Source organism: Pokkaliibacter sp. CJK22405 (assembly GCF_046614695.1).
Taxonomy (GTDB): Bacteria; Pseudomonadota; Gammaproteobacteria; order Pseudomonadales; family Balneatricaceae; genus Pokkaliibacter.
On record NZ_JBKKHQ010000029.1, the window covers coordinates 1 to 22,328 of the forward strand.

The window sequence follows — 22,328 nt, forward strand, 5'->3', positions numbered from 1 at the left end:
TTGGCGTCCCATAGGGGGTTCGAACCCCTGTTACCGCCGTGAAAGGGCGGTGTCCTGGACCACTAGACGAATGGGACACACATCGCATCAGTTTTTTCCGTTCCCGGACGACTGCTGCGGGCGCGTATACTACCCAGCACCCTCCCCTCGGTCAAGCATTTCCTTTAATCTTTTCTTTCGATTCAGTCGTTTAGCATTTCCACTCTTAATAAGGAGTCAGTAATAACGACCAGGAACTGGCAGGACTTAATTAAGATGAAAGATATGCAACTGGATAACTGCCTCGATCACTCAGGTATGGAGCCAGGTGGATAAAAACCTGACAACCCTGACATTGTTCTATGCCATAATCGAGCTTGCGCACCACCTTAGGTTAAGTTCATTCTTAATCCGCCGTTAGTAATACCTATATAGAAGTTAAGAAGAAATAGTGCCGATACAGCGGCACCTAATATAGATGCCTTGCTACTGGCCCACTCTAACAAGAGCTTAAGAGCAACATGACTGCTACTCATATTGCCATTTTTCTGATTCTCGGCGTGATGGCCCTTGTGGCAATGGCTCTCATTGGCCAGTCTTTCGAGAACGCCCGCAATAAGAAACGCCAGCGCACGCTGGCGATTAAAGAGCAGGTGCGACATATTCGAGATAATCTTCAGCAGATGCCTGATGGCTTTTTACCCGTCCCCCTTCACATCGCCCTGCTTCAGCTACTTATATCGCGTTTGAATGAGCTACGCTCACTGGATCCTAAAGACCCGACACCTTCCGTAGCGCTGGGTGAGTGCCGCGCCGAGCTGGAAACAAAAAAAGGCCAGAGTGATGACTCCCTCCAGCCCATTCTTTACTCCGAGAAGCAGGCAGTCGTCGTTAAGCGCCAGCTAAAACACTCCTCTGACTTGGTAAAAGCGCTGTATGAACAGCGCCTGTTTTCTCATCAGCAGGCGCAGCATTTTGTCCAACATCTCAAGCTCACAGCACGCCTGGTGTCTTTGGATATTTCCTGGCTTTCTGCCCAACGTGCAGATCAGCGCGGAAACTGGAAGAGCGCCAAGGCTATGCTCGGACAATGTTTACAAGGCTATGAGCAAGTAGCCAAATACCGCAACGTTGACGACCGAGTCTTAACCATTCGAAAGCGGATATCTGAGCTTCAGCGCAAGCTGGACATGGAGTTGGAGAAACAGAAGCATGAGCTTGAAGACGAACTGAAGCGCATCACGGATGAAGAGAACAAATGGCGCATCAAACAGGATTACGAAGACTAAACCGCTCAGGCCCCTACCCGCACTTCTGTGCGATCTGCACTATGGCAACTCCATTTTGTTGCTGCCCTTCAGAAAAAATGCCTCTGCCCTTCGACCTGATTTTGCTGACTCACTCCAATGAATATCGCCGCTGGCATAATACAGGCCGGTGGCTGGGGTGCCATACAAACGCAGTTACGACTATTACCTGGTCGCGTCATTTAACCCAAGCTGAAATATCCTCAGAAGATCATATCTGGCTCGTGTTTCCTCAGTCCTCAGCTGCTGACTCACGCCATGCAGCAACGCTAACTTTACAGCCCGTTAACACGTCGCAACCACGTCCGACCTTACTGCTTCTTGATGGCACATGGCAGGAAGCCCGAAAAATGCTTCAGCAGACACCATGGCTTAAGGAGCTACCACGCTATTCGCTCGAAAGCGCTGAGGTCATGGAAAAAAGTGAGTTTTACCTGAGGCGAAATCAGGAGGATAAGGGGCTGTCGACCTTCGAGACAGCAGCCCGGCTTTGCCAGGCTGCGGGAGACAATCAAACGTCGATACGCTTACTGAGTGGCTTCAGACAATACCAGCAGGCATTTCGCCTTTCTCGAGGTGACATTCAACCGTAGCAACCTCTCCTCCCACATAGCGAAGACGCTTCTTAGGCTTCAGCTTTTGCGTATCCACTAAAACCAGCCCGTCCACACAGAAGCCAAAGTCAGGATCAATACCGAAATCGAGGAAACGAACGCCTCCTGAGTCACAGACATCAGCGTACTGTTTATACAGCGTAGGTACCGTCACGTTGTAGTGTGCCAGCTGTTCTTTCAACACCATCAGTCCCTCATCTGCACTCAACCCATCAAACAGGTCATCAATCTGGCGCTGTTCTCTGGCAGGAATCACAAAAGGGGCATTAGCCATTGCAAGGTGCTCGGTATCTGCGAAATAGCGTCGGTAATAGCCTACGATCAACTGTCTGGCCGCCAGCGGATAACGGCTACTCAAACTCACCGGTCCAAAGAGATAGCGAATTTCCGGGTGCGCCCGCAGATAAGCACCAATGCCCTGCCAGAGATAATCAAGGCTGCGTCTTCCCCAGTACTTTGGTTGCACAAAGCTTCGCCCCAACTCGACACCTTCATCGAAATAACTCTGCATATCAGGTCGGTAACGAAATAACTCCGCCGAGTATAACGCCTCGCCACGCACAGCGATGTCAGGGACATGCCCTAACCGATAGGCGCCTGCAATCTCAAGCGCATCCTCATCCCACAGAATCAGATGCTGATAATAGCGATCATAGCGGTCTGTATCCTGACGCAGTCCGGTGCCCTCACCGACTTGTCGAAAAGCCTCTTCTCGCAAACGGCCAAGCTCACGCAACACCACTGAGTCCGGTTGATAGAGGTAAAGCAGAATTCGTTTTCCATCGTTGGTTTCACCCAGGCAGGTTGCTTCCTGCAGCGCCCGCTTTAGCTCCTGCCGATTCTGGGGATGAGCAATGGTGTGCTCTGTCTCAAAAAGCGGCTTCTTACCTTTTCCCAGGCGATAAATATGCTTGCGAAGCAGTTTCGCTTTCATCGCATTATTAACGGGGAGCTGATCCAGCTGCATGATACTGATCGGCTGGCCTATCCGAATTGAAAGCTCTTTATTGCGCTGCCGGAACATCTCATGGGGAAGCATCAGCATGGAGGCGGGCTTGTACGCCATCGATATGCCGTAAAAAAGCCAGGAGTTCTTGCCTTCTATATGAATAGGCAAAATTCTGGAGTTGGTCTTACGCGCAAAATGAAGAAAGCCCGTTTGCCACTTCCCGTCCTTGACGCCAGTGATCCCAGCACGCGAGACCTCCCCTGCCGGAAAGACAATGACTGCCTCTTCCTCAAGAAGAGCATCCATAATGTGACGCATACTTTGGCGATAACCCTTTTGTGACAAGTTATCGATGGGCAACAGCAGCTTTCTAAGAGGTTCAAGATTATTGAGAAGATCATTGGCAATAATCTTCACATCCCGACGAATATTACCCACCAGCTGAAGCAAGGCTAAGCCATCCAACGATCCTAACGGATGATTGGAAACAATCACCACACGACCGCTGGAAGGAATATTCGCCCGATCCTGATGACTCGTGCGTGAGCTGAAATTGAAGTACTCCAGAACGCGATCAAGGAAATCAAATCCTTCACTGTGCGGATGCTTTTCAAAGAAAGCATTTATTTCCCGCTCGTGAATCAAACCTTTCAACAGCGTTAACGCGGGCTTCTGAATAAGAGCTGAGCGCTGTTGCCACAACGGATACTTATTCTGGATCACATTTTCAATGCTAAGCATGAGAGCCTCCGCACGTCGTGCACTATCGTCCATCGCGCCTAAGTCATGCCGGCCGAGACTCAATAACGCACAACATTGATACAGTCTTGATGACCTCGACCATACCCCGCTCAGATGACGGTTTTGCGACGCTCTTGAGGGGAAAGCTGTCGCCTTGCTGGATTGCGCTCATTTACCTGCAGGTCTATTCTATGCTGCATTGCACAACAATTTTTGGGACGCCCTTCCCAGTCATGGACGCTGACTAACGGAGTGCCTCATGCTTTATGATCTGCATGCACAGACTCAGCAGCTGCTGAAACCCCTGAACCTTTGGACTCAAGCACTGCAAAAACAGTTAACGTTGCCTTGGAGCCTGTTTCCTTACACTCCAGCGGGGAGAACCCTACTGGCAGGCATGGAGCTGTTCGAGCGCTGTACCAACAACTACGAAAAGCCTGCTTTTGACATTAGCCATACTCTGATTGATGGCAAGAAAGTGCGCATTCATGAAGAGACTGCTCTCGCCAAACCTTTCTGCGATCTGATCCACTTCCGCCGTTTTGGCGAGTACAAACACCCAAAAGTACTCATGGTCGCACCGCTTTCCGGCCATTACTCCACTTTGCTTCGTGGCACAGTCGAGCACTTCCTTCCTGATCATGAGGTGTATATCACCGACTGGCGTAACGCTCGGGATGTGCCCGCCACCGAAGGTGAATTCAGCTTTGATGACTATGTGCGCTATTTGATTGAGTTTATTGAGCTACTCGGCCCAGAAGTGCACATGGTCGCTGTTTGCCAGCCCAGCGTGCCGGCCCTTGTTGCTTGCGCCAAAATGGCCCAGGACAAATCAGCCTTTCAGCCACTGACACTTACTCTGATGGGCGGCCCGGTAGATACCCGTATCAGTCCAACTGAAGTGAATGACTATGCCGCTGAACGCGATATTGACTGGTTTAAAAATAAGGTGATCTGCACCGTGCCGGATATCTATCCCGGTGCAGGGCAGCAAGTCTACCCGGGATTTATCCAGCTCAGTGGTTTTCTGATGATGAACCCTGACCTGCACGTTCAGAAGCATTTCAAGTTCTTTAATGACCTGATTCAGGGTGATGGTGATAGCGCCGAAGCGCATCGCAAGTTCTATAACGAGTACCTTGCCGTAATGGATCTGCCTGCCGCCTTCTATCTGGACACCATTCAGAAGGTCTTTATCAATCATGATCTACCAAAGGGCCAAATGACCTTTGCCGGTGAAAAGATTGATCTTGGCGCAATTCAACAAACAGCGTTAATGACCGTTGAAGGTGAGCTGGATGACATTACGGGTCAGGGGCAAACTGCAGCCGCACAAAAATTGTGCACTGGCCTTAAAGATGAACAACGTGAGCACTATGTCCAAAAAGGTGTTGGGCACTATGGCATTTTTAATGGGCGTAAATTTCGTGGTGAGGTTGGCCCCCGTATCAAATCTTTTATGGCAACCCATTCACCAAGCAAGCACTAACCCCTAGAGGGCATGACCTGCTCTCCACCCCTTCAATATCCTCTGCCAGCGAAACGAAATTTTCGTTGGCAGAGCCCATCGTTCACTGATAAGTTTTGCAATGTATGTCGCTTCACCCGGTGGCAACCTCCTCTTTGGCCTGCTTCCTGCTTAAATAGCAGTCATTGAGAATATTTTGCTTCCCCGTTATGCAGCATTGCTGCTGGCTCATTCATCTTGCTCTACAGCTGGACGATTAATCATGATCCGACTTTCTCACCTTGCTTTTAGTGCTCTTGCCCTGGCCGCTGCAGCAGCTCATGCGGCAGATGAAGACAACACCCTGCACATCTATAACTGGTCTGACTACATTGCCGAAGACACCCTGAGCAACTTCGAAAAAGAAACTGGCATCAAGGTGGTTTACGACGTTTTCGATAGCAACGAAATGCTGGAAGCCAAAGTCCTGTCTGGCAACACCGGCTATGACCTGGTAGTTCCCACTGGCGCTTTCCTGCAGCGTCAAATTCAGGTGGGTGCATTCCAGCCACTGGATAAATCCCAACTACCGAATATCAGCAACATGGACCCGGGCCTGATGAAGAGCATGGAGTCCTTCGATCCAGGCAATAAATACGCTATCCCTTATATGTGGGGCACGACCGGTATTGGCTATAACGTCGACAAAGTAAAAGAAGTCCTGGGGGAGGATGCCCCGGTTGACTCCTGGAGTCTGGTTTTCGACGAAGAGAACATGAAAAAGCTGGCCAGCTGTGGTGTAGCCTTCCTGGATGCCCCCACCGAGATACTGCCTTCCGCATTGAAATATGCAGGCAAGGATCCTAATAGCGAAGACAGCAAAGACTACCAGGATGTTGTTGAGCCGATGCTGAAGAAAGTGCGTCCCTATATTCGCTACTTCCACTCATCTCAGTACATCAACGATCTGGCTAACGGCGATATCTGTGTAGCGATTGGCTACTCTGGCGATGTGCTGCAAGCCGCCGACCGTGCAGCAGAAGCCAAGAATGGCGTTAACATTGCCTACAGTATTCCAAAAGAAGGTGCTCAGCTTTGGGTCGATTCATTCGCCATTCCTAAAGATTCCAAGCACCCTGAACTGGCAATGAAGTTCCTGAACTACCTGATGGAGCCAAAAGTCATTGCGGATGTCTCCAACTACGTCATGTACGCTAACGCCAACAAGGCAGCCAAGCAGTATGTTGATAAAGAAGTGTTGGATAATCCTGGCATTTATCCCTCTGAAGAAGTGCAGAACAACCTGTACGTCTATCAGCCTAAAGGCCCCAAACTTCAGCGTGTAATGACTCGCGTCTGGACTGGCGTAACCAGCGGCCACTAAAACGGCCAGCTTGAGAAAGGGCGGCTATGACCGCCCTTTTTTTATTGCTGCAAGAAAAGTAGCCTTTGCTATACTTGCCGCCACATCCCTCCCCGCCGTGAGGCGGTTAAAGAGACAAGCATATGAATGACGAAAAACTGCAGAAAGTCCTTGCCCGAGCAGGCTTTGGATCCCGCCGCGAAATGGAAACCGCAATCACTGATGGTCGAGTAACCGTGAATGGACAGATTGCCCGTCTGGGTGATCGTGTCACCGGCCAGGAACGTATCATCTTTGACGGTCAGGAACTTCGCGATGAACAGCTGCAACAACACACTGCACGCATCCTGATTTATAACAAGCCAGAGGGTGAGCTGGTTACCCGCCAGGATCCTGAAGGCCGCCAGACTGTTTTTCAGCGCCTACCGAAGGTGAAAGGTGAACGCTGGATTGCCGTTGGCCGTTTGGACATTAATACCTCCGGCCTGCTGATTTTCACCACCGATGGTGAGTTGGCCAACAAACTGATGCACCCTTCCACCCAGATTGACCGCGAATACGCAGTCCGCATTATGGGCGAAGTCACTGACGAGATGCTCGACACCCTGCGCAAAGGCATCATGCTGGATGATGGCCCTGCCCGTTTTACAGATATCCAGTTCTTTGATGGTGACGGTATCAACCGCTGGTACCACTGCGTATTGATGGAAGGCCGTAACCGTGAAGTACGTCGCCTTTGGGAGTCTCAGGGCGTGAAGGTCAGCCGCCTAAAACGTGTTCGCTTTGGACACATTTTCCTTCCCAGCCGTCTGCGTGCTGGCCAGTGGGAAGAGCTGGCGCAAAAGGATGCAAACGTACTTTTCGACATGGCTGGCATGCCTCGCAAGAAGATCCCTGCCAAATCTGCACAGCAGCAGGCAGCCTTTGAGCGTCAGCAACGCAAGCAGCCTAAACGTCCTGGCTTTAATCCGCGCAAGAAGGGCCGTATTGATAACGGCTAATTCAGGATTGAAGCACTCAAATAAAAAAGGAGCCGTTGGCTCCTTTTTTGTTCAGCACAGATACTGAGCATTACATTTAAAAATTGTCAGTCTTCAATTTCAGTGATTACCGCTTGCCCGCATTTCGTGCATTTTCCCTCAATAAAGACGATACCTTGCTCTTTATATTCCTGCGGATCAGTCATCCCCAAATCAGCTTCCATACACTGGTCGCACCATGTTTGAGTAAGGAAGTCTTGCTGCTCATCAGCAGGACGTCGTAAAAAGTCGCGTTGTTCACGTGCAGCCAAGATCAATCTCCAACAGCTACCAGTTCATGGTGGTTTTAACGAAAGGAATCGTCAGCTTACGCTTCGCGGTCAGGGAGGCATCATCCAAACGGTCGAGCACCGTAAACATCCCTTTCATATCCCTAGGACAGCGAAAGAGGATAAAACGGGCGACATCATCCGGCAGATCCATGCCACGCACTCGTGCACGCAGTTGAAGAGCCTGAAGTTTATCTTCATCCCCCATCTCCTTAACCTGCACGACCACTCCCCAGCTCAGCCGGGAGTGGAGGTCAGGAAGATCAAGCTGTAACTGCCGAGGAGGCATCTCACCCGCCATTACCAACTTCTTACCCGCATCTCGCACGCGGTTAAACAAATGAAAAAGTGCCGTCTCCCACTGCGGTGTACCGGAAATTGCCTGTATGTCATCGATGCAGATCAGATCCAGCTGCTCAAGATTTTCAAGCACGGATACCGGGTAATCGGCGAGCTCCGCCAGCGGCAAATAGACAGAGCGCTTTCCCTGACTGTCGGCCATGTGACAAGCGGCCTGCAAAAGATGGCTACAGCCGCTTCCTTTCTTGCCCCAAAGGTAAAGACATGACTCAGAGCCGGTATCAAACAGGCGCTGAAGCATATCCACCAGCATTTCATTACCAACAGGGTAGAAGTTTCCCAGCGTGGCATCGTCACGCAGACGAAGCCACAAAGGTAGCTGGATGGGGGCCGAGTGGCGCTTTGATCTCACAGCACCTCCTCAGGAATCTGCTTTACGATCAGAAAGATGTGGATCCTCCGGGGGATTGTCGCTCGACAGCTCCGAATAGTGAAGCGAGTCATTATGATAGAGCGCGCTTAATTTGTAGCCCTTGAAGGCATGAGCAAGCAATACACGGATCACAGCAGCAACGGGAAGCGCCAGCAAAACGCCGACAAAGCCAAACAGCTGCCCGCCAGCCAGAACCGCAAAAATGACAACAACGGGGTGAAGTCCGATTTTGTCGCCGACCAGATTAGGCGTCAGCACCATTCCTTCCAGCATCTGGCCAACCCCGAAAACCACACACACCCATACCAGTGGCAGCATGGTATCGAACTGCATCAGCGCCGCCAGAAGTGCAGCTCCCAGGCCTACAATGACCCCAAGATAAGGAACAATACTCGCAAGGCCAGCCAGAACACCGATCAGTAATGCCAACTTAAGACCAACAAGAGCCAGGCCGATAGCATAGATCACGGCAAGGCATCCCATAACCGTCAACTGACCACGAACAAAGGCACCAAGCACCTCATCACACTCTTTGGCCCAGGTACTGATCATAGGCTCAATATTGCGCGGTAGACTTTCCCTCAAGCGTTCAACCATGACATCCCAGTCACGCAGAAGATAAAAGGTGACGACAGGCACCAACGCCAGATTGGCAAACCAGGTAATCATACTAAGGCTGGACTTGGTCGCTTTGGCGATGAGCATCGCCACCACATCAGTGGTCTGAGACAGGTTGCTTGCAATGGCTTTCTTCGCCTTATCGGCGGTAGAGCCGTTAATATCAACGCCAGTCCAATGCTCAATCATGGGGATAAACTTCTGCTGAGCCATGGCCCAGCCTTGAGGAATCAACTCAACCAGCGTCTCTAACTGTCTCCCCAAACTGGGAATGACCAACAGCATCACGGCCAGCATAAGCAGTGTCATCACCACAAATACGACCACCACAGCCGCTGTTCTTCCTAGCCCCTTGGCTTCCAGACGATCAGCGATAGGGTCAGCCATATAGGCAATCAGCATGCCTGCAATAAAGGGAGACAGGATAGGTAAGAGCAGATAGATCATCACCGCCGCGATGGCGATAAGCGCAAGTGTCCAGCGCTTTTGCAGTTCATTCATCAGTCGAGGCTCCTTGCCAGCGAAGATTGATGTGTTGCTCATCTCCCCCAATCACTAGACTGAGAGCAGCATCCCTGGTCAGGGCATTGATTAATGTCTGTCGCTCAGCGCCGGTCAGCACTTTGACTTCTACCTGATCCTTACTGACAGCATTCAATTCATACGATGATAACAAAGGTAGGGACGCCAAACGGTTTTCCAAGCGTTGGAGACGATTAAAATCCGTAATATTGCTCACCGTCAGAAAATAAGCTCCTCCCTGACTGGCCTGCGCCAGACGACTTTCTGCTGACAGCAACGTGGCCGCCTTATCCATGACTTTCTCCGCCATCTCTTCACGATCAGCGGCAGTAAGGCCAAAGTCCTTATCCTCACCACTTGGCAACATGAGCCGCCAGCGGCCTTCCCAATTATCGCCATTACGAGTCAGGCGCCCAATCAGCTCAGCATCAGCTTCATAACGCCGAGAGGCGTCCTGAACAGGCTGCTTGAAACCTCCCCAGACACGACTCGCATCAATGGCTAGCTCATCCTGAAGATCCAGCAACGGTCGAACAAAAGGCACCCCTCTCAACTGCGCCTGCTGTTGCAGTGCGACCGCCAGCGGAGAGTTCGTTTCCAGGACTCTATCGCCATCATCTTGCTGAACAGCGAGCCAGAGAACAACTTTGCTACGATTTACGGGCCAGGCAGTCAGACTGGCTTGCTGGTAGAGCTTATCCAGCGCTCCCTGATCAACATTCAATGCCAGTGCATAAGGCGCTTTACTATTATCGACACTTAACACCTGATAGTCGCGAATGTAGTCATCAGGCTTATCCAGCGCATGCAGCACATAGGGGTTCTTCATGAGATCCGCATCGCCTAGCTGACGCAGCAAAACACGCTGAACCCCTGCTTTTTGTGCAGCAGCTTGCTGAGTAGCATCATTGGCAGTCATGCTAACCTGAGCACTGGCATAGTCTTCTATCACCTGCGCATGTACCTGTGAGCTTAGCCCCAGCAGAACAGCGACGAGCTTTAGAAAGCCGGCTCCGGGCATCGAGAATGATGATCGAACTGGGTTATGCGTTCTCTCTAGCTTATTCAACATCCGACCCCTTCCCCTGTTAGAATGCTCTATTCTAAGGACATCTGACGGTAAAGACAGTTCCACAGTGCGCAAAGGATGAGGATAATCTATCGCTCACCATGCGCTTTGCTGATAAACTAGCGCACCGTCTTATGACACCCCGATACGGGCCGTCGTTGCTTGATGACAGAACCCGAACCCTCTTCACTTTGATAGCGTTGGATCGAGGACAATGACCTCCACTGAGCAAAAAAAATCTCTGAGTTATAAAGATGCTGGCGTAGACATCGATGCCGGTAACGCACTGGTCGATCGCATCAAAGGGGTTGCGGCACGCACCAAGCGCCCAGAAGTTCTCGGTGGTCTTGGTGGTTTCGGCGCGCTTTGTGAAATTCCCGCAGGCTACCGCCAGCCGGTTCTGGTTTCCGGCACCGACGGTGTAGGTACCAAATTACGTCTGGCCATGGATCTTAAAAAGCATGACACCATCGGTATCGATCTGGTGGCCATGTGCGTGAATGATCTGGTGGTTGCTGGTGCAGAACCGCTCTTCTTCCTGGACTACTACGCAACTGGCAAGCTGAGCGTTGATATTGCCGCTGACGTAGTGGGTGGCATCGGCAAAGGTTGTGAGCTGGCTGGCTGCGCGCTGGTTGGCGGAGAAACTGCCGAAATGCCAGGCATGTATGAGGGTGAAGATTACGACCTGGCAGGCTTCTGTACCGGCGTTGTTGAGAAGTCTGAAATTATTGATGGCAGCAAAGTGAAGAGTGGTGACACTCTGATCGCTCTGGCTTCCAGCGGTCCTCATTCCAACGGCTATTCTCTTGTACGCAAAGTTATTGAAGTGAGTGGCGCGGACCTTTCCAAAACACTGGAAGGCACCGATAAGTCACTGGCAGATGCGCTGATGGAACCTACCCGCATCTACGTTAAAAATCTGCTAAGCCTGATGAAAAGTGTGCAGGTTAATGCACTGGCACATATCACCGGCGGCGGTCTGCTTGAGAACATTCCGCGCGTTCTGCCTAAAAATGCCAAGGCGGTACTAGATGCTGCCTCATGGGAACTGCCTGCTGTTTTCAAATGGCTACAGGCAGAGGGTAATATCGAACAGCGCGAAATGTATCGCACCTTTAACTGCGGCGTGGGCATGGTTATTTGCGTACCTGCTGAAGCCGCCGATAAAGCATTGGCGGAACTGACCGCTGCTGGCGAAAACGCCTGGGTTATTGGCCAGATTGCTGATGCCACCGAAGGCGACGAGCAGGTCGAGATCTAATGAAGCGTATTGTTGTACTGATCTCTGGTAGCGGAAGTAACCTGCAGGCGATTATTGATCATCTGCAAGATCAGGACTACGGCACTATCTGTGCGGTTATTTCTAACCGCGCAGAAGTCATGGGCTTAGAACGTGCGAAAAAAGCAGGCATTGATGCCTTAACACTTTCGCACAAGGCCTTTGATAGCCGCGAAGCCTTCGACGCAGCGTTGCAGGAACAGATCGACATTTATGAACCTGACTTGGTCGTTCTGGCTGGATTTATGCGTATTCTTACGCCTGAGTTCACGCGCCACTATGCAGGCCGCATGTTCAATATCCACCCCTCACTTTTGCCTTTGTATAAAGGGTTACACACTCACCGCCAGGCTCTCGAAGCCGGAGACAAACGCCACGGCGCGACGGTGCACTTTGTAACAGAGGAGCTTGATGGCGGCCCGCTACTGATTCAGGGCGTGGTGCCGATTCTGGAAAGCGACTCTGAGGATGAGCTTGCTTCGCGCGTTCATCAAGTCGAGCACAAGATCTATCCCATGGCCGTTGAATGGTTTTGCCGGGGCCGGGTTGCTCTTGAGAACGGCCGGGTAATACTGGATGACCATCCTCTGGAACGAAGCGGTTATCGATACGAGCTTGAAAGCTGCTAAAAGGCTCATTACAGTCATCTCCAATAAAAACGGCTTCAGGCCGTTTTTATCATTTATATGGTATCAACTTGATAAGACTGAACTTTTCCTCAATATCTAGTTACCACCAGTATCACAAGTGCAGCATACAACCTGCCTAACCACTCGATGAGTACTGGTCGAGAAGTCAGTTTTAAGTACAAAGGTCCCGACATGAAAACATTTTGGATTGCTCTGCTGCTCATCGTAGCGCCATCATCCTATGCCGCTCCGCTTGAAGCATTCAAAGCAGAATATAGCGCTGAAATTGATGCTGGTATTGAGCTGAATGCGAAGGCCACACGCACGCTAACCCAAATTGATGCGACTCATTGGAAGCTTGATATCTTTATTACCCACGCACTTGCCAGCCTGCGAGAGACAACAACATTTGAAGTCAAAGACAACTCCCAGGTAGTACCCACGCATTATGAGTTTCTCCGTAAGGTACTTGGTAGCAAACGTCAGGCTATTTTGGATTTTGACTGGAACAAAAACCGTGTGCACAACCTGGTGCAATCCAAACCCTGGAGCATGGATATTCCCGCAGATGCTCAGGATAAGCTGAGCTATCAGGCCCAATTATTATTTGATATCAATAAAGGGGCAAAAACCTTCACCTACCCGGTCGCAGGAGGCGGTAAACTTGAAGATTATCGCTTCAGGATCACTGGCCAAGAGCAGGTAAAAACGCCAGCGGGTACCTTTGACACCGTTGTTTTAAAACGTGTCAGGGAAGAAGATGCCAATCGCGAGACAACGATTTGGCTGGCACCAAGCCTCAACTATCAAATTGTTAAACTTGAGCAGATTGAAAAGGATGATAAAACCTATCGATTACTGCTTGAGTCGCTTAAATGATCCAACCTGGAAGTCTACGATGTCTGAATATTACGTGTTTGGTGAAGCGGCAGAAGAGCAGCTTCGGAGTATGGAACACAATGCACCGGATGACGCACTCTATGCTTACTCCTATCTGCTGGGTCACGTTAGCCTGATCCTTGCAGATGAAGGAGATTCCAAAGAAGAATTCAAGGCGCGCATGGATGAAGCGCTGGATGCCAGTCTGGCAGTTGATCGCTTGAGTGAGGATGATAAAACCCAGATTCTGGGTCTCTGGCAGCAAGTACAAAAAGCAGCCTGAAAGCGCATACACGCTGACATATAACGCCAGTTTGATGATTTTTGTTTTATGTTGGCTTGGCTTTTCTTAAGCTGTAGGTAATTGGCCCAGAAAGAGACAGTCAATGGACCAGCGGTTCGAGCAACGGCTCAAGCAATGCACTAAACTTCCCAGCCTTCCAACAGTGGCCATCCAACTAGTGGATGCCGCCGGGCAACCTGATCTGGATCCTGATGATATTGAAACCATCATCAGTAAAGATCCCGCGCTGGCAGCAAAAGTGATCAGGGTGGCCAACTCGCCACTGTATGGTCAGCTACATAAAACCCAGAACCTGAGCCAGGCCATCATCAAACTGGGCCTGCATAGTGTTATTACCCTTTCACTGTCCTTTAGCATCATCCAGAATCTTCGCCCCTCTGATGGCTCCCGACTCCTTGAGCTCTGGAAACGCAGCTTTATTGCCTCGATTGTTGCTCGTCTGATTGGCCAGTTACACCATCTGCCTAATGTAGAAGATCTTTTTCTGGCTGCTCTGCTACAGGATATTGGGATTCTGGCATTTGACGCTGTCGATAGTGAATATCTTGGCATGTTGCAGGAAACCAAAACCCATCAGGACATCCTGCGTCTGGAAAGACAAATATTTAATACCGACCATACTGAAGTTGGCCATTGGTTGCTGAAACGCTGGAATTTCCCGGAGCTACTCTGCGATTCAGTCCAGTTCAGCGATGACCTCACCATCACTGATGATGATGAAGATAAGTGCAAGTTTATGTCTGTCATCGCATTATCCGGGCGCATTGCAGATATCTGGCTGCACCCTAGCGTTCGTCAGGCATCGTTCACCGCCATGATCGCTAATCAGAAGCTGGTTCAGCTGAGCGATGAGCAATTTCAGAGCATCATCGACTTTATCACTACTCAAATGGAAGGCTTCGGCACCCTCTTCGATCTGAAGCTATTCAATTCCCAGCAAGCAGAACAAATTCAGGAAACCGCCTCAGAAGTTCTGGCTATTCGGAACCTGACTCTTCTGCGCGAAATCCGGCGCGAGAAAGAGAAGATAGAAGTACTGGAAGAAGAAAAGCGTGAGCTGGAAGAACAAGTTAAGCGCGATCCATTAACTGGCCTTTATAACCGCCGCTATTTAGATCAGATCATCGCACTTGAGTTTAACGAAGCAGTCCTTCGCAACTGGTCTTTAACAGCATTCTTTATCGACCTTGATAATTTCAAAGAGATTAATGATAACTACGGTCATACCTCTGGAGATGATGTACTCAAGTGCGTTGCCCGTTATCTTGAGAAGCAGCTACGACGTAGTGATATCGTTTGCCGCTATGGCGGTGAAGAATTCCTGATTCTCTTGCCAGATACCAGCCTTGATAACGCTCAGCGTCTAGCAGAACGTTTGCATGAAGGCATCGGCCTTCTGCCCTGCTCTTCGGTGGATGGAAACCAAATTAGGATTTCCACCTCAATTGGTGTTGCCTGTCATGACAAGAACCATGTCTTTGAAGATGCACAGGCACTAACAACCGCGGCAGATAAAATGCTTTATAAGGCTAAACACGCTGGACGAAATCGGATTGAGGTTTACCGACAGCCTGGACGCCCATCAGAGGCAACAACGCCGGCCTGATCAATAAAAAAGCCCCCGAACATTCAGGGGCTTTTTTTTATTCGATTTGCATTAGCACCGGTTAAAGCGATGGAGGATTATTCGCACTCACAACAATGCACTCTTCAGTGCCGGGGTTTCGAAAACGGTGAGGTAGCTGACTATCAAAAAAATATCCGTCACCTTTACCCAGCACCCGGGTTTCACCATCCACAGTCAGTTCCAGCAACCCTTGAATGACGACACCTCCCTCCTGACCTTCATGGGTCAACATATCTTCGCCGGTATCTGAACCTGGCGGATAAAACTCGTGCAGGACAGAAAGAGTGCGGTTGGGATAGTGATACCCTACAACTTTCAGCGCAATATTGCTGTGGCCGAGATTGGGGTGCTCTTGAGCCGAATAGAAGTACTGTTTCTTCTGTGGCACATCAAGAGTAAAGAACTCCTGTAACGTCATCGGTAAGCCATCCAGCACCTTCTTTAATGAAGAGACTGAAGGGCTGACACGGTTTTGCTCAATCAGAGAAATCGTACTGTTAGTAACGCCTGCACGTTTCGCCAATTCACGCTGAGACAAGCCCTGCTGTTTGCGAACCTCTTTGAGCCGCTCCCCTACATCAATCGACATAGTCTTACCTTATTGATGACGCTAAGAGTGTTAAGAATATTAAACAATGATGACTATTTAAGCTGCACAAACGTAAAGGCGCAAGGCACATTCCCCTGAGCACTGGACAAATCGTGTTGACTGGTCATTATGTAATCAAAGTTAAAGGTCGTTTGTATACTTATGAATCAGCTAGACCTCTTTGATGCCCCTATTCCGAACCCTTGCGCAGGCGTCTGCACCGTGGACGAAAGAGGATTGTGCAAGGGATGCATGCGTAAGCGCGAAGAGCGCTTTCAATGGAATGAGTTTTCTAATACAGAAAAACTGCATGTTATTCAGCTGTGTAAGCAAAGGTATAGAAGGAAAATACGCCTCCTGCGTGAGGCTAAAGCTCAGCAACAGGCTGCTTCACAAGCTCCGGAGCCGGATCTCTTTACAGAATAATTATGTCGCTACATCCCATCATCGAAGTGTTTAGGGTTTACGCAAAAACACTTTAATGTACCAACTTTTCACATTATCAAGATATTCCCCTTAATTCTGCCGCCAGAGGCTTGCACCCTTCCGACCCTCCGCTTAACGTTGAGCTATAGCCCATCTTGACGGATAGGACACGAGACTCTTGACCAGAAAACTCTTCCCTTTACTGGCCCCGATCTTGTTCAGCCTTTGCAGCACTGCCGCACTGGCAACAGAGAGCAGTACTCGCCCAGCCATTCTCAGCGGTCACCAGGAATACGCTCCCTTTATGTGGCGTAATGGTGATCACATTGAAGGAATGGCTGTTAATGTGATGCGTGAGGTGCTTAGCCGTCTGGGTGTAGATAGCCATTCACGTTACGTTGGACCGTGGAAACGGGCGCAGAAAGCGCTCGCAGAAGGTGAAATAGACGTAATCTGTGCCGCTTATATCACTGATGAGCGAAAAGCCTACTCAGACTTCACCAGCGTTCCAATCCACGCGGATCCCACAAAAGTATTTGTCAGAGCAGACAAAACGTTTCCCTTCAAAGAGTGGGATGATCTGAAAGGCAAAAACTTTGTCGAAATTTATGGTGAATCACAGGGTCAGGATTTCGATCATTGGCGCTTGGCAAATGCCTATATTCACTATGTCACACGTCGAATAGAGAGCTATAAGCTGCTTGAAAGCGGGCGCGTTGATGCTCTGGTCAGTAGCTACTACAGCACTTCTAACGCGATTAAAAAGCTAGGTTTCGCTGACAAGTTTATAGCCCTCGATCAACCCGTCATGACACTTTATCTCTACGCGCAGATTTCCAAAAAAAGCCCCTACGTCAAACTCCTTCCTGAAATTAACGCCGAGCTTCAGAAGATGACGGATGATGGCACACTCGAAAAGATGCTGGAGACGGCTCAGAAGAACTATAACGAGCAGATGAACCTGCCTGAGTAAGCAGGCTCATCGGAGAAGAGCGGGGAAACATACCTCAGGCTTGCTGAACTTTGGCCCAGGCAGGTGGTCGATGGTAGCGGCCCACCACAGAACTCATAAATACAAAAGCAACCAGCGAGTACATCACCTGCACTGGCTCAAAGACAAACAGTGCTAATGTGACAATGACAACATCCCCAGCCAGCGTCGTCTTACCGGCGTGAATGCCAAAACGACGTTCAAGGTACATCGCCAGAATATTCAAACCGCCCAGTGATGACTGATGGCGAAATAGAATAATCAGACCGAAGCCGATTAGCATCCCTCCCAACACTGCCGACATGATGGGCTCACTAATAGTGAAATCCAGATAGCGTCTCATCAGCTCAGACAAACCCGATAGCAGTGAGATGCTAATAAAAGTGCGAATGGTGAAATCCTTGCCCATATAGCGGATCGCCAGAATGGAGAAAGGCAGGTTCAGGATAAAGAAAAGCTCACCAAACGTCAGAGAACTCAGGTGCTGAGCAATCAGGCCCAGACCGGCAGTACCGCTAATCAACAAGTGAGATGAATTCAGAAGGTGAATGCCTAAGGCAACGAGCAGACAGCCCTCCAGAATGGAAAGCCAGCGGTGTGTAAAAATCATTCCCAATCTCCTCCGCTTTTGGCGGCATAGTCTTTGGTTCCCTCTCTTTTGAAGAGGCTTCCGAACGAACGTGCATGGGACAACGCAATTGTCCTGAATATGCAAAGCAGCTTTTGTGCCAGTCAGATCAATATTACCCGACTACTACAGTTGCCGACTTTCTGGGTCACAGATGCGTCTATTATGTCTAAAAATATTGAACATTAAACCCCATAATGACGCATATTTTCATCGCACAAGCTGCATGAGCACCAAAACAGAATACAGGAAGAAAAAGTCTTCGAAGACGATCGTTGTTAGAAGCTCTGGGGAGCTTTATCGCGTTGGTTTGCTGTGAACATCGCTTTGATACTCGAAGGAAAGGCGCGATCTGGCAAGGTACGATGCAACACCTCATACATCACGGCAAGATTCACGGGCTTGGGAATGAAGTCATTCATACCGCAGCTATAACACTGCTGGCGCTCTGACTCCTGAACCCCCGCCGTTAACGCAATGACAGGAATGGCCAGTTTGAGTTCATGGCGAATAGCACGTGTTGCGGCAAAGCCATCCATGACAGGCATTTGCACATCCATTAGCACCAAGTCATATCGCCCGGCATTTTCACGCAGTTTATCCAGAGCAACAGCACCATTTTCAGCCACATCCACAGACACGCTAAGCCTTTCCAGTAGCTTGATCGCCACTTTCTGGTTCACGATGTTGTCCTCTACCAACAGGCAATGAGCAACGTAGTCAGGCTGCGTTTTTATCGAACTTGTTGACGCAACAGGCGATGGCGCTTCTGCTGGCGTAATTTCAGAGGACTGCTCCAGAACCAACTTCATCGCCGCACGCATTTTTGAAGGGGTTAAGGGTGCAGTGAAGGTATAACCAATTGAAAGAGTGGACGGAATGCGGGGACGATCACTGCTTTTACGCAGCATCAGCAGCACCGGCATACGCTGAAACTCCGGCAACTCGTCAAGAATGCTTGCTAACTGCTCCAGTGGCTGTTTGGAGTCAACAATGATGGCATTCGCCATCTCATCCTGATCAGCCAGATCATCAATACTGCAGCAGGATACCCGCCATCCCAGTCGCTGAACAAAAGTGCGCAGTGTATTACGCACCTTGCCATCAGCACTGAGCAAAATAACGTGGCAGGAAGCACTCGCGGGGCGGCGCATTTCTGTCATCACCACCGGCAGGCGTACGTTAAAGCAGGTGCCACGGTTAAGCTCACTCTGCATTTCCAGCTCGCCACCCATCAACTCCAATAGGCGCTTACTGATAACTAAACCCAGCCCAGTACCGCCAAAGCGTCGAGTCATGGAGTTATCCGCCTGATTGAAGGGGACGAAAAGCCTGCTTTGCTGAGCCGGTGTCATACCAATACCCGTATCTCGAACCTCACACAGCAGCCAGTTCTTACCATCATGCCCCATCTCAAAGTCCAGCGTCAGGCGAACCTCCCCCTGATGAGTAAACTTGATGGCATTACTGCAAAGGTTCATCAGAATCTGCTTAAGCCGAAGCCCGTCACAGAAAATTTTGCCTGGAACCGATGACTGAATATCAACGATCAGCTCAACGTCCTTATCAGCACTGTTAACTGCCATCACCGAAGCGACGGTATCAATGACCTCATCAAGCTCTACCTGAGAGGGCGATAGCTCTAACCGGTCAGCCTCAATCTTAGAGAAGTCCAGTACGTCGTTGAGAATAGCCAGCAGTGCCTGACCTGAGCTTGAGATCATCCGCAGATAATCCATTTGTTCTTCGGTGACCGGCGTATTCTGAAGGAGCTGGGCCATCCCCAGGACAGCATTTAGCGGCGTTCGAATTTCATGGCTCATATTCGCCAGAAACTGACCTTTGGCTCGGTTAGCCGACTCGGCCTGATTCTTGGCACTGGAAAGATCATCCTGTACTTGCTTCAGGGAACTGATGTCATTGGCAATAGAGAGGAAACCGGTTAGTTGTCCCTGGGTATCAAATAATCCCGTGGTGGCAACGACGACAGAAACCGCTGAGCCATCGCGTCGCTGATAGTGCCATTCGTTAACGTCACGCCCTCCCCGGATACAGGCTTTTTCTGTCATCACCGAGCGCAACTCAACTTCATAGCCTAGCTCATGGCTTAACACCTGCCGGCGTGCCTTGGCCTCATCTTCCAACAGGAAAGACGCAATACTCATTCGGCCAACGACACTCTGCGCCGAATATCCAAGCATCCGCTCAGAGCCAGTATTAAAGACCGTGATAACACCATTGAGATCCGTAGCAATAATCGACACTTCAGTCGCAGCATTGATAATGCCCTGTAATTGCGCCCTCGCCTTACTCAGCGCCTGCTCGATCTCCTTACTGGCAGTGATATCGATATTGACGCCATAAAAGCGCGTCACTTTGCCTTCAGTATCCAGCTCAACATTGGCACTGTCTTTAATCCAGTGAACACTGCCATCAGGCCAGACCACGCGATACTCGATACTGTAGGCCACGCCTGTATCCAGTGACCGGAACAGCGTCGCTTCTGCTCGCTCCCTGTCATCAGGGTGGACGCAGTTGATCCACATTGAATGGTCCGGAGGGATTCCGTGATTCTCCAGGCCAAACATCTGATAAACACTATCGGCCCACCAGCCATCATCCGAGTCGATCGCCCATTCCCAGGCACCCGCATTGGCGCTTACCAGCGCAAGCTGCAAGGAGCGATCCTGCGCCTCGAGGCGCTCCTGGGTTGCGCTCTGATCGGTGATATCCCAGTTCACTCCAACGATTCGAACTGCTTGTCCAAGATCATCCCGCAGAATCAGGCTGGCGCTTTGCAGAACGCGGACTCGTCCGTCAGGTGCCACAAGGCGATAGCGGCGATTAATTTCATTCAACGACGCATCTCGGGTTACTTCGGCAACCCATATCTCAGAAGGCTGACTTTGCGGGTTGATCATTAACCGCCAGCTATCCAGCGTGGGCACCCACTCCTCGTCCTCAATGCCATAGAGCTCATACATGTACTCATCCCAGAACACTTCCTGTGTTTCGAGATTGATATCCCAGACCCCGAGCTTCATGGCCCGCTGAGCTAACGAGAAGCGCTCCGTCAGGCGGCGCAGATTAGCCTGATTGACCACGGACTCACTGATGTCCTCCAGCTGGAGAATAAACTCCTGACTGCGAGCAGGTTTTGATAGGCGACCGCGACACCAACAAATATTCCCCTCACCATCAATTAACCGCAGCTCAACATTGCGGTAGATACCCGTGCCATAACGCAGCGCCTGAAGTGCATCCTTCATGATCCGCCGGTCAGAGGTATGAACAATATCCGTTAGGGGCTTATGGTGCAGGGAATCACTGCGAAGCCCCAACACCGAACAGAGATAGGGGTTCACATCCAGAATCTTGCCTTCCGGGGAACAAATCAGAAAGCCGGTAGAGGAATAGGTAAGAGCCCCACGGTAGCGGCTTTCACTCTCGCGAAGACGGCGCCCACGATCCTTCAAGGTATCGCGCATGACACCCAGCAATGCGGTGATCAATCCCGAAACCGCCAATGCTGCCCAGAGGCTGCGGGGCGAGTCAGTATCAGAAATGTAAGAAAGGTTTAGCGCATCAAGATGTAAAAGCACGCTAATGATAAAACCGACACAGAGAGCCGCCAGCGAAGCTTTAAACCCTCCCAGAGACATTGCCAAAACAATCAAAGGAATCATCAGATAGGTAAAAGGTGTTGGCAACCAGCTGAAAATACCCAAACTGATGATCAGCAATAGGAAAGAGATAATCGCAAAGTGAATCAACGATCTGGGTTGCAGGAGTTCTTTAAGAACCTGTCGGGATCCCATAACTCCAACAGGAAGCAGAAGCGCCAGGCCGCAGGCACCACCAAGCCACATGTCACCAAAAGCCTGAAGATAATTGCTAATGCCATTATCAACGCGGATTTTGGCAAGGAATAACGCTGTTAAGAATGAGCCAGTGAAGATGCATATCAGGAGAATCGTGAGAATTCTCTCTGCCCCCAAGCGCTCGTTTAACGGATACATCCCCAGGCGTTTAAGCAGTAGCAGCGGTAGGAGAATCTCTACTGCCCTGCCGAGTAGCACTTGTAAAAGTACAGCCCCCTGCATCCCGTTGAGGGCAAACAATACAACCGCAGAAATGAGAGAGTAGATGAGAACATAGCGCCCCCAGAAGCGGGAATCCTGACGGAGACAGGAGCAAATCCCCCAGGCGACAGGCAGCCAGAGACAAACAGACTGCCCCGGCTCTCCGGCAATAATCTGGCTGAAGACTGCCAGTAAGAAAAAAATCAGCGCATTAATAGCGATGTCAGACATCCCGGCCCA

General features: G+C 50.3%; 20 protein-coding genes and 1 tRNA gene. 12 read left to right on the plus strand and 9 right to left on the minus strand.

Translation table 11 applies throughout. The features are described from left to right. Position 1 precedes the first annotated feature (1 nt). Positions 2 to 77, minus strand: a tRNA-Glu gene (locus ACKC9G_RS18075). Between the two features lie 423 nt (positions 78 to 500). Here ACKC9G_RS18075 and ACKC9G_RS18080 point away from each other — a divergent pair. Both ACKC9G_RS18080 and ACKC9G_RS18085 read left to right on the plus strand, forming a co-directional pair. Next, a complete protein-coding gene (locus tag ACKC9G_RS18080; protein ID WP_411408031.1) occupies positions 501 to 1,268 on the plus strand; it encodes a hypothetical protein in 768 nt (255 codons plus the stop codon). 77 nt (positions 1,269 to 1,345) lie between these two features. Further along, positions 1,346 to 1,879 carry a tRNA-uridine aminocarboxypropyltransferase gene (locus ACKC9G_RS18085; protein ID WP_411408125.1) on the plus strand — a complete coding sequence of 178 codons (534 nt, stop codon included), beginning with the start codon at positions 1,346 to 1,348 and terminating at the stop codon, positions 1,877 to 1,879. Here ACKC9G_RS18085 and ACKC9G_RS18090 read toward each other — a convergent pair. Further along, the gene (locus ACKC9G_RS18090) at positions 1,827 to 3,590 is read right to left on the minus strand and encodes a GNAT family N-acyltransferase (protein ID WP_411408033.1); all 1,764 of its coding nucleotides are present in this window, start codon (positions 3,588 to 3,590) and stop codon (positions 1,827 to 1,829) included. The genes ACKC9G_RS18085 and ACKC9G_RS18090 overlap by 53 nt on opposite strands. A 259-nt stretch (positions 3,591 to 3,849) precedes the next feature. Between ACKC9G_RS18090 and ACKC9G_RS18095 the strand changes: the two genes are divergently transcribed. The 3 genes from ACKC9G_RS18095 (at position 3,850) to rluB (ending at position 7,401) form a co-directional block, all read left to right on the plus strand. After that, a complete protein-coding gene (locus tag ACKC9G_RS18095) occupies positions 3,850 to 5,079 on the plus strand; it encodes a polyhydroxyalkanoate depolymerase (RefSeq protein WP_411408035.1) in 1,230 nt (409 codons plus the stop codon). A gap of 241 nt (positions 5,080 to 5,320) precedes the next feature. Continuing rightward, positions 5,321 to 6,421 (plus strand): extracellular solute-binding protein, encoded by a 1,101-nt coding sequence (locus ACKC9G_RS18100; RefSeq protein WP_411408037.1) that lies wholly within the window; start codon positions 5,321 to 5,323, stop codon positions 6,419 to 6,421. Positions 6,422 to 6,543: 122 nt separating this feature from the next. Next, on the plus strand, positions 6,544 to 7,401 hold the full coding sequence (gene rluB, locus ACKC9G_RS18105) for a 23S rRNA pseudouridine(2605) synthase RluB (protein WP_411408038.1): 858 nt from the start codon (positions 6,544 to 6,546) through the stop codon (positions 7,399 to 7,401). Between the two features lie 86 nt (positions 7,402 to 7,487). Here the strand turns inward: rluB and ACKC9G_RS18110 are convergent, their stop codons facing one another. Genes ACKC9G_RS18110 through ACKC9G_RS18125 form a run of 4 tightly spaced genes read right to left on the minus strand, consistent with a single transcriptional unit; the run spans position 7,488 to position 10,654 of the window. Then, positions 7,488 to 7,691, minus strand: coding sequence for a hypothetical protein (locus ACKC9G_RS18110; protein ID WP_411408039.1), 204 nt, complete (start codon positions 7,689 to 7,691; stop codon positions 7,488 to 7,490). Positions 7,692 to 7,707: 16 nt separating this feature from the next. Continuing rightward, complete coding sequence (hda, locus tag ACKC9G_RS18115) at positions 7,708 to 8,421, minus strand: DnaA regulatory inactivator Hda (RefSeq protein ID WP_411408041.1); 714 nt, start codon at positions 8,419 to 8,421, stop codon at positions 7,708 to 7,710. 9 nt (positions 8,422 to 8,430) lie between these two features. Further along, on the minus strand, positions 8,431 to 9,561 hold the full coding sequence (locus tag ACKC9G_RS18120) for an AI-2E family transporter (RefSeq protein ID WP_411408043.1): 1,131 nt from the start codon (positions 9,559 to 9,561) through the stop codon (positions 8,431 to 8,433). After that, entirely contained in the window at positions 9,554 to 10,654 is a 1,101-nt protein-coding gene (locus tag ACKC9G_RS18125) for a DUF2066 domain-containing protein (RefSeq protein ID WP_411408045.1), read from the minus strand. The genes ACKC9G_RS18120 and ACKC9G_RS18125 overlap by 8 nt, the downstream gene beginning before the upstream one ends. A gap of 211 nt (positions 10,655 to 10,865) precedes the next feature. Here ACKC9G_RS18125 and purM point away from each other — a divergent pair, with 211 nt between their 5' ends. The 5 genes from purM to ACKC9G_RS18150 all read left to right on the plus strand — a co-directional run bounded on the left by purM (position 10,866) and on the right by ACKC9G_RS18150 (position 15,351). After that, positions 10,866 to 11,915 (plus strand): phosphoribosylformylglycinamidine cyclo-ligase, encoded by a 1,050-nt coding sequence (gene purM, locus ACKC9G_RS18130; RefSeq protein ID WP_411408047.1) that lies wholly within the window; start codon positions 10,866 to 10,868, stop codon positions 11,913 to 11,915. Further along, the gene (gene purN, locus ACKC9G_RS18135) at positions 11,915 to 12,562 is read left to right on the plus strand and encodes a phosphoribosylglycinamide formyltransferase (RefSeq protein WP_411408049.1); all 648 of its coding nucleotides are present in this window, start codon (positions 11,915 to 11,917) and stop codon (positions 12,560 to 12,562) included. The genes purM and purN overlap by 1 nt, the downstream gene beginning before the upstream one ends. Positions 12,563 to 12,754: 192 nt before the next feature. After that, positions 12,755 to 13,441, plus strand: a complete 687-nt coding sequence (locus ACKC9G_RS18140) for a DUF3108 domain-containing protein (RefSeq protein WP_411408051.1) — start codon at positions 12,755 to 12,757, stop codon at positions 13,439 to 13,441. 19 nt (positions 13,442 to 13,460) lie between these two features. After that, on the plus strand, positions 13,461 to 13,724 hold the full coding sequence (locus ACKC9G_RS18145) for a YfcL family protein (protein WP_411408053.1): 264 nt from the start codon (positions 13,461 to 13,463) through the stop codon (positions 13,722 to 13,724). A gap of 103 nt (positions 13,725 to 13,827) precedes the next feature. After that, the gene (locus tag ACKC9G_RS18150; RefSeq protein ID WP_411408055.1) at positions 13,828 to 15,351 is read left to right on the plus strand and encodes a diguanylate cyclase; all 1,524 of its coding nucleotides are present in this window, start codon (positions 13,828 to 13,830) and stop codon (positions 15,349 to 15,351) included. Between the two features lie 61 nt (positions 15,352 to 15,412). Here the strand turns inward: ACKC9G_RS18150 and ACKC9G_RS18155 are convergent, their stop codons facing one another. Continuing rightward, the gene (locus ACKC9G_RS18155; protein ID WP_411408127.1) at positions 15,413 to 15,955 is read right to left on the minus strand and encodes a cupin domain-containing protein; all 543 of its coding nucleotides are present in this window, start codon (positions 15,953 to 15,955) and stop codon (positions 15,413 to 15,415) included. A 168-nt stretch (positions 15,956 to 16,123) separates the two neighbouring features. Between ACKC9G_RS18155 and ACKC9G_RS18160 the strand changes: the two genes are divergently transcribed. Together ACKC9G_RS18160 and ACKC9G_RS18165 are read left to right on the plus strand one after the other, a co-directional pair. Then, on the plus strand, positions 16,124 to 16,387 hold the full coding sequence (locus ACKC9G_RS18160; RefSeq protein WP_411408057.1) for a DUF1289 domain-containing protein: 264 nt from the start codon (positions 16,124 to 16,126) through the stop codon (positions 16,385 to 16,387). Positions 16,388 to 16,601: 214 nt separating this feature from the next. Continuing rightward, positions 16,602 to 17,360 (plus strand): substrate-binding periplasmic protein, encoded by a 759-nt coding sequence (locus ACKC9G_RS18165; protein WP_411408129.1) that lies wholly within the window; start codon positions 16,602 to 16,604, stop codon positions 17,358 to 17,360. 34 nt (positions 17,361 to 17,394) lie between these two features. Here the strand turns inward: ACKC9G_RS18165 and ACKC9G_RS18170 are convergent, their stop codons facing one another. Next, complete coding sequence (locus ACKC9G_RS18170) at positions 17,395 to 17,988, minus strand: YitT family protein (RefSeq protein WP_411408059.1); 594 nt, start codon at positions 17,986 to 17,988, stop codon at positions 17,395 to 17,397. A 296-nt stretch (positions 17,989 to 18,284) separates the two neighbouring features. Next, the gene (locus tag ACKC9G_RS18175) at positions 18,285 to 22,319 is read right to left on the minus strand and encodes a PAS domain-containing protein (protein WP_411408061.1); all 4,035 of its coding nucleotides are present in this window, start codon (positions 22,317 to 22,319) and stop codon (positions 18,285 to 18,287) included. Positions 22,320 to 22,328 lie beyond the last annotated feature (9 nt).

Bases quoted from the DNA above. Each gene is read 5' to 3' on its own strand.
- ACKC9G_RS18080 (WP_411408031.1), top strand. From the start codon at position 501: ATGACTGCTACTCATATTGCCATTTTTCTGATTCTCGGCGTGATGGCC.
- ACKC9G_RS18085 (WP_411408125.1), top strand. From the start codon at position 1,346: ATGCCTCTGCCCTTCGACCTGATTTTGCTGACTCACTCCAATGAATAT.
- ACKC9G_RS18090 (WP_411408033.1), bottom strand. From the start codon at position 3,590: ATGCTTAGCATTGAAAATGTGATCCAGAATAAGTATCCGTTGTGGCAA.
- ACKC9G_RS18095 (WP_411408035.1), top strand. From the start codon at position 3,850: ATGCTTTATGATCTGCATGCACAGACTCAGCAGCTGCTGAAACCCCTG.
- ACKC9G_RS18100 (WP_411408037.1), top strand. From the start codon at position 5,321: ATGATCCGACTTTCTCACCTTGCTTTTAGTGCTCTTGCCCTGGCCGCT.
- rluB (WP_411408038.1), top strand. From the start codon at position 6,544: ATGAATGACGAAAAACTGCAGAAAGTCCTTGCCCGAGCAGGCTTTGGA.
- ACKC9G_RS18120 (WP_411408043.1), bottom strand. From the start codon at position 9,561: ATGAATGAACTGCAAAAGCGCTGGACACTTGCGCTTATCGCCATCGCG.
- ACKC9G_RS18125 (WP_411408045.1), bottom strand. From the start codon at position 10,654: ATGTTGAATAAGCTAGAGAGAACGCATAACCCAGTTCGATCATCATTC.
- purM (WP_411408047.1), top strand. From the start codon at position 10,866: ATGACCTCCACTGAGCAAAAAAAATCTCTGAGTTATAAAGATGCTGGC.
- purN (WP_411408049.1), top strand. From the start codon at position 11,915: ATGAAGCGTATTGTTGTACTGATCTCTGGTAGCGGAAGTAACCTGCAG.
- ACKC9G_RS18140 (WP_411408051.1), top strand. From the start codon at position 12,755: ATGAAAACATTTTGGATTGCTCTGCTGCTCATCGTAGCGCCATCATCC.
- ACKC9G_RS18145 (WP_411408053.1), top strand. From the start codon at position 13,461: ATGTCTGAATATTACGTGTTTGGTGAAGCGGCAGAAGAGCAGCTTCGG.
- ACKC9G_RS18150 (WP_411408055.1), top strand. From the start codon at position 13,828: ATGGACCAGCGGTTCGAGCAACGGCTCAAGCAATGCACTAAACTTCCC.
- ACKC9G_RS18160 (WP_411408057.1), top strand. From the start codon at position 16,124: ATGAATCAGCTAGACCTCTTTGATGCCCCTATTCCGAACCCTTGCGCA.
- ACKC9G_RS18170 (WP_411408059.1), bottom strand. From the start codon at position 17,988: ATGATTTTTACACACCGCTGGCTTTCCATTCTGGAGGGCTGTCTGCTC.
- ACKC9G_RS18175 (WP_411408061.1), bottom strand. From the start codon at position 22,319: ATGTCTGACATCGCTATTAATGCGCTGATTTTTTTCTTACTGGCAGTC.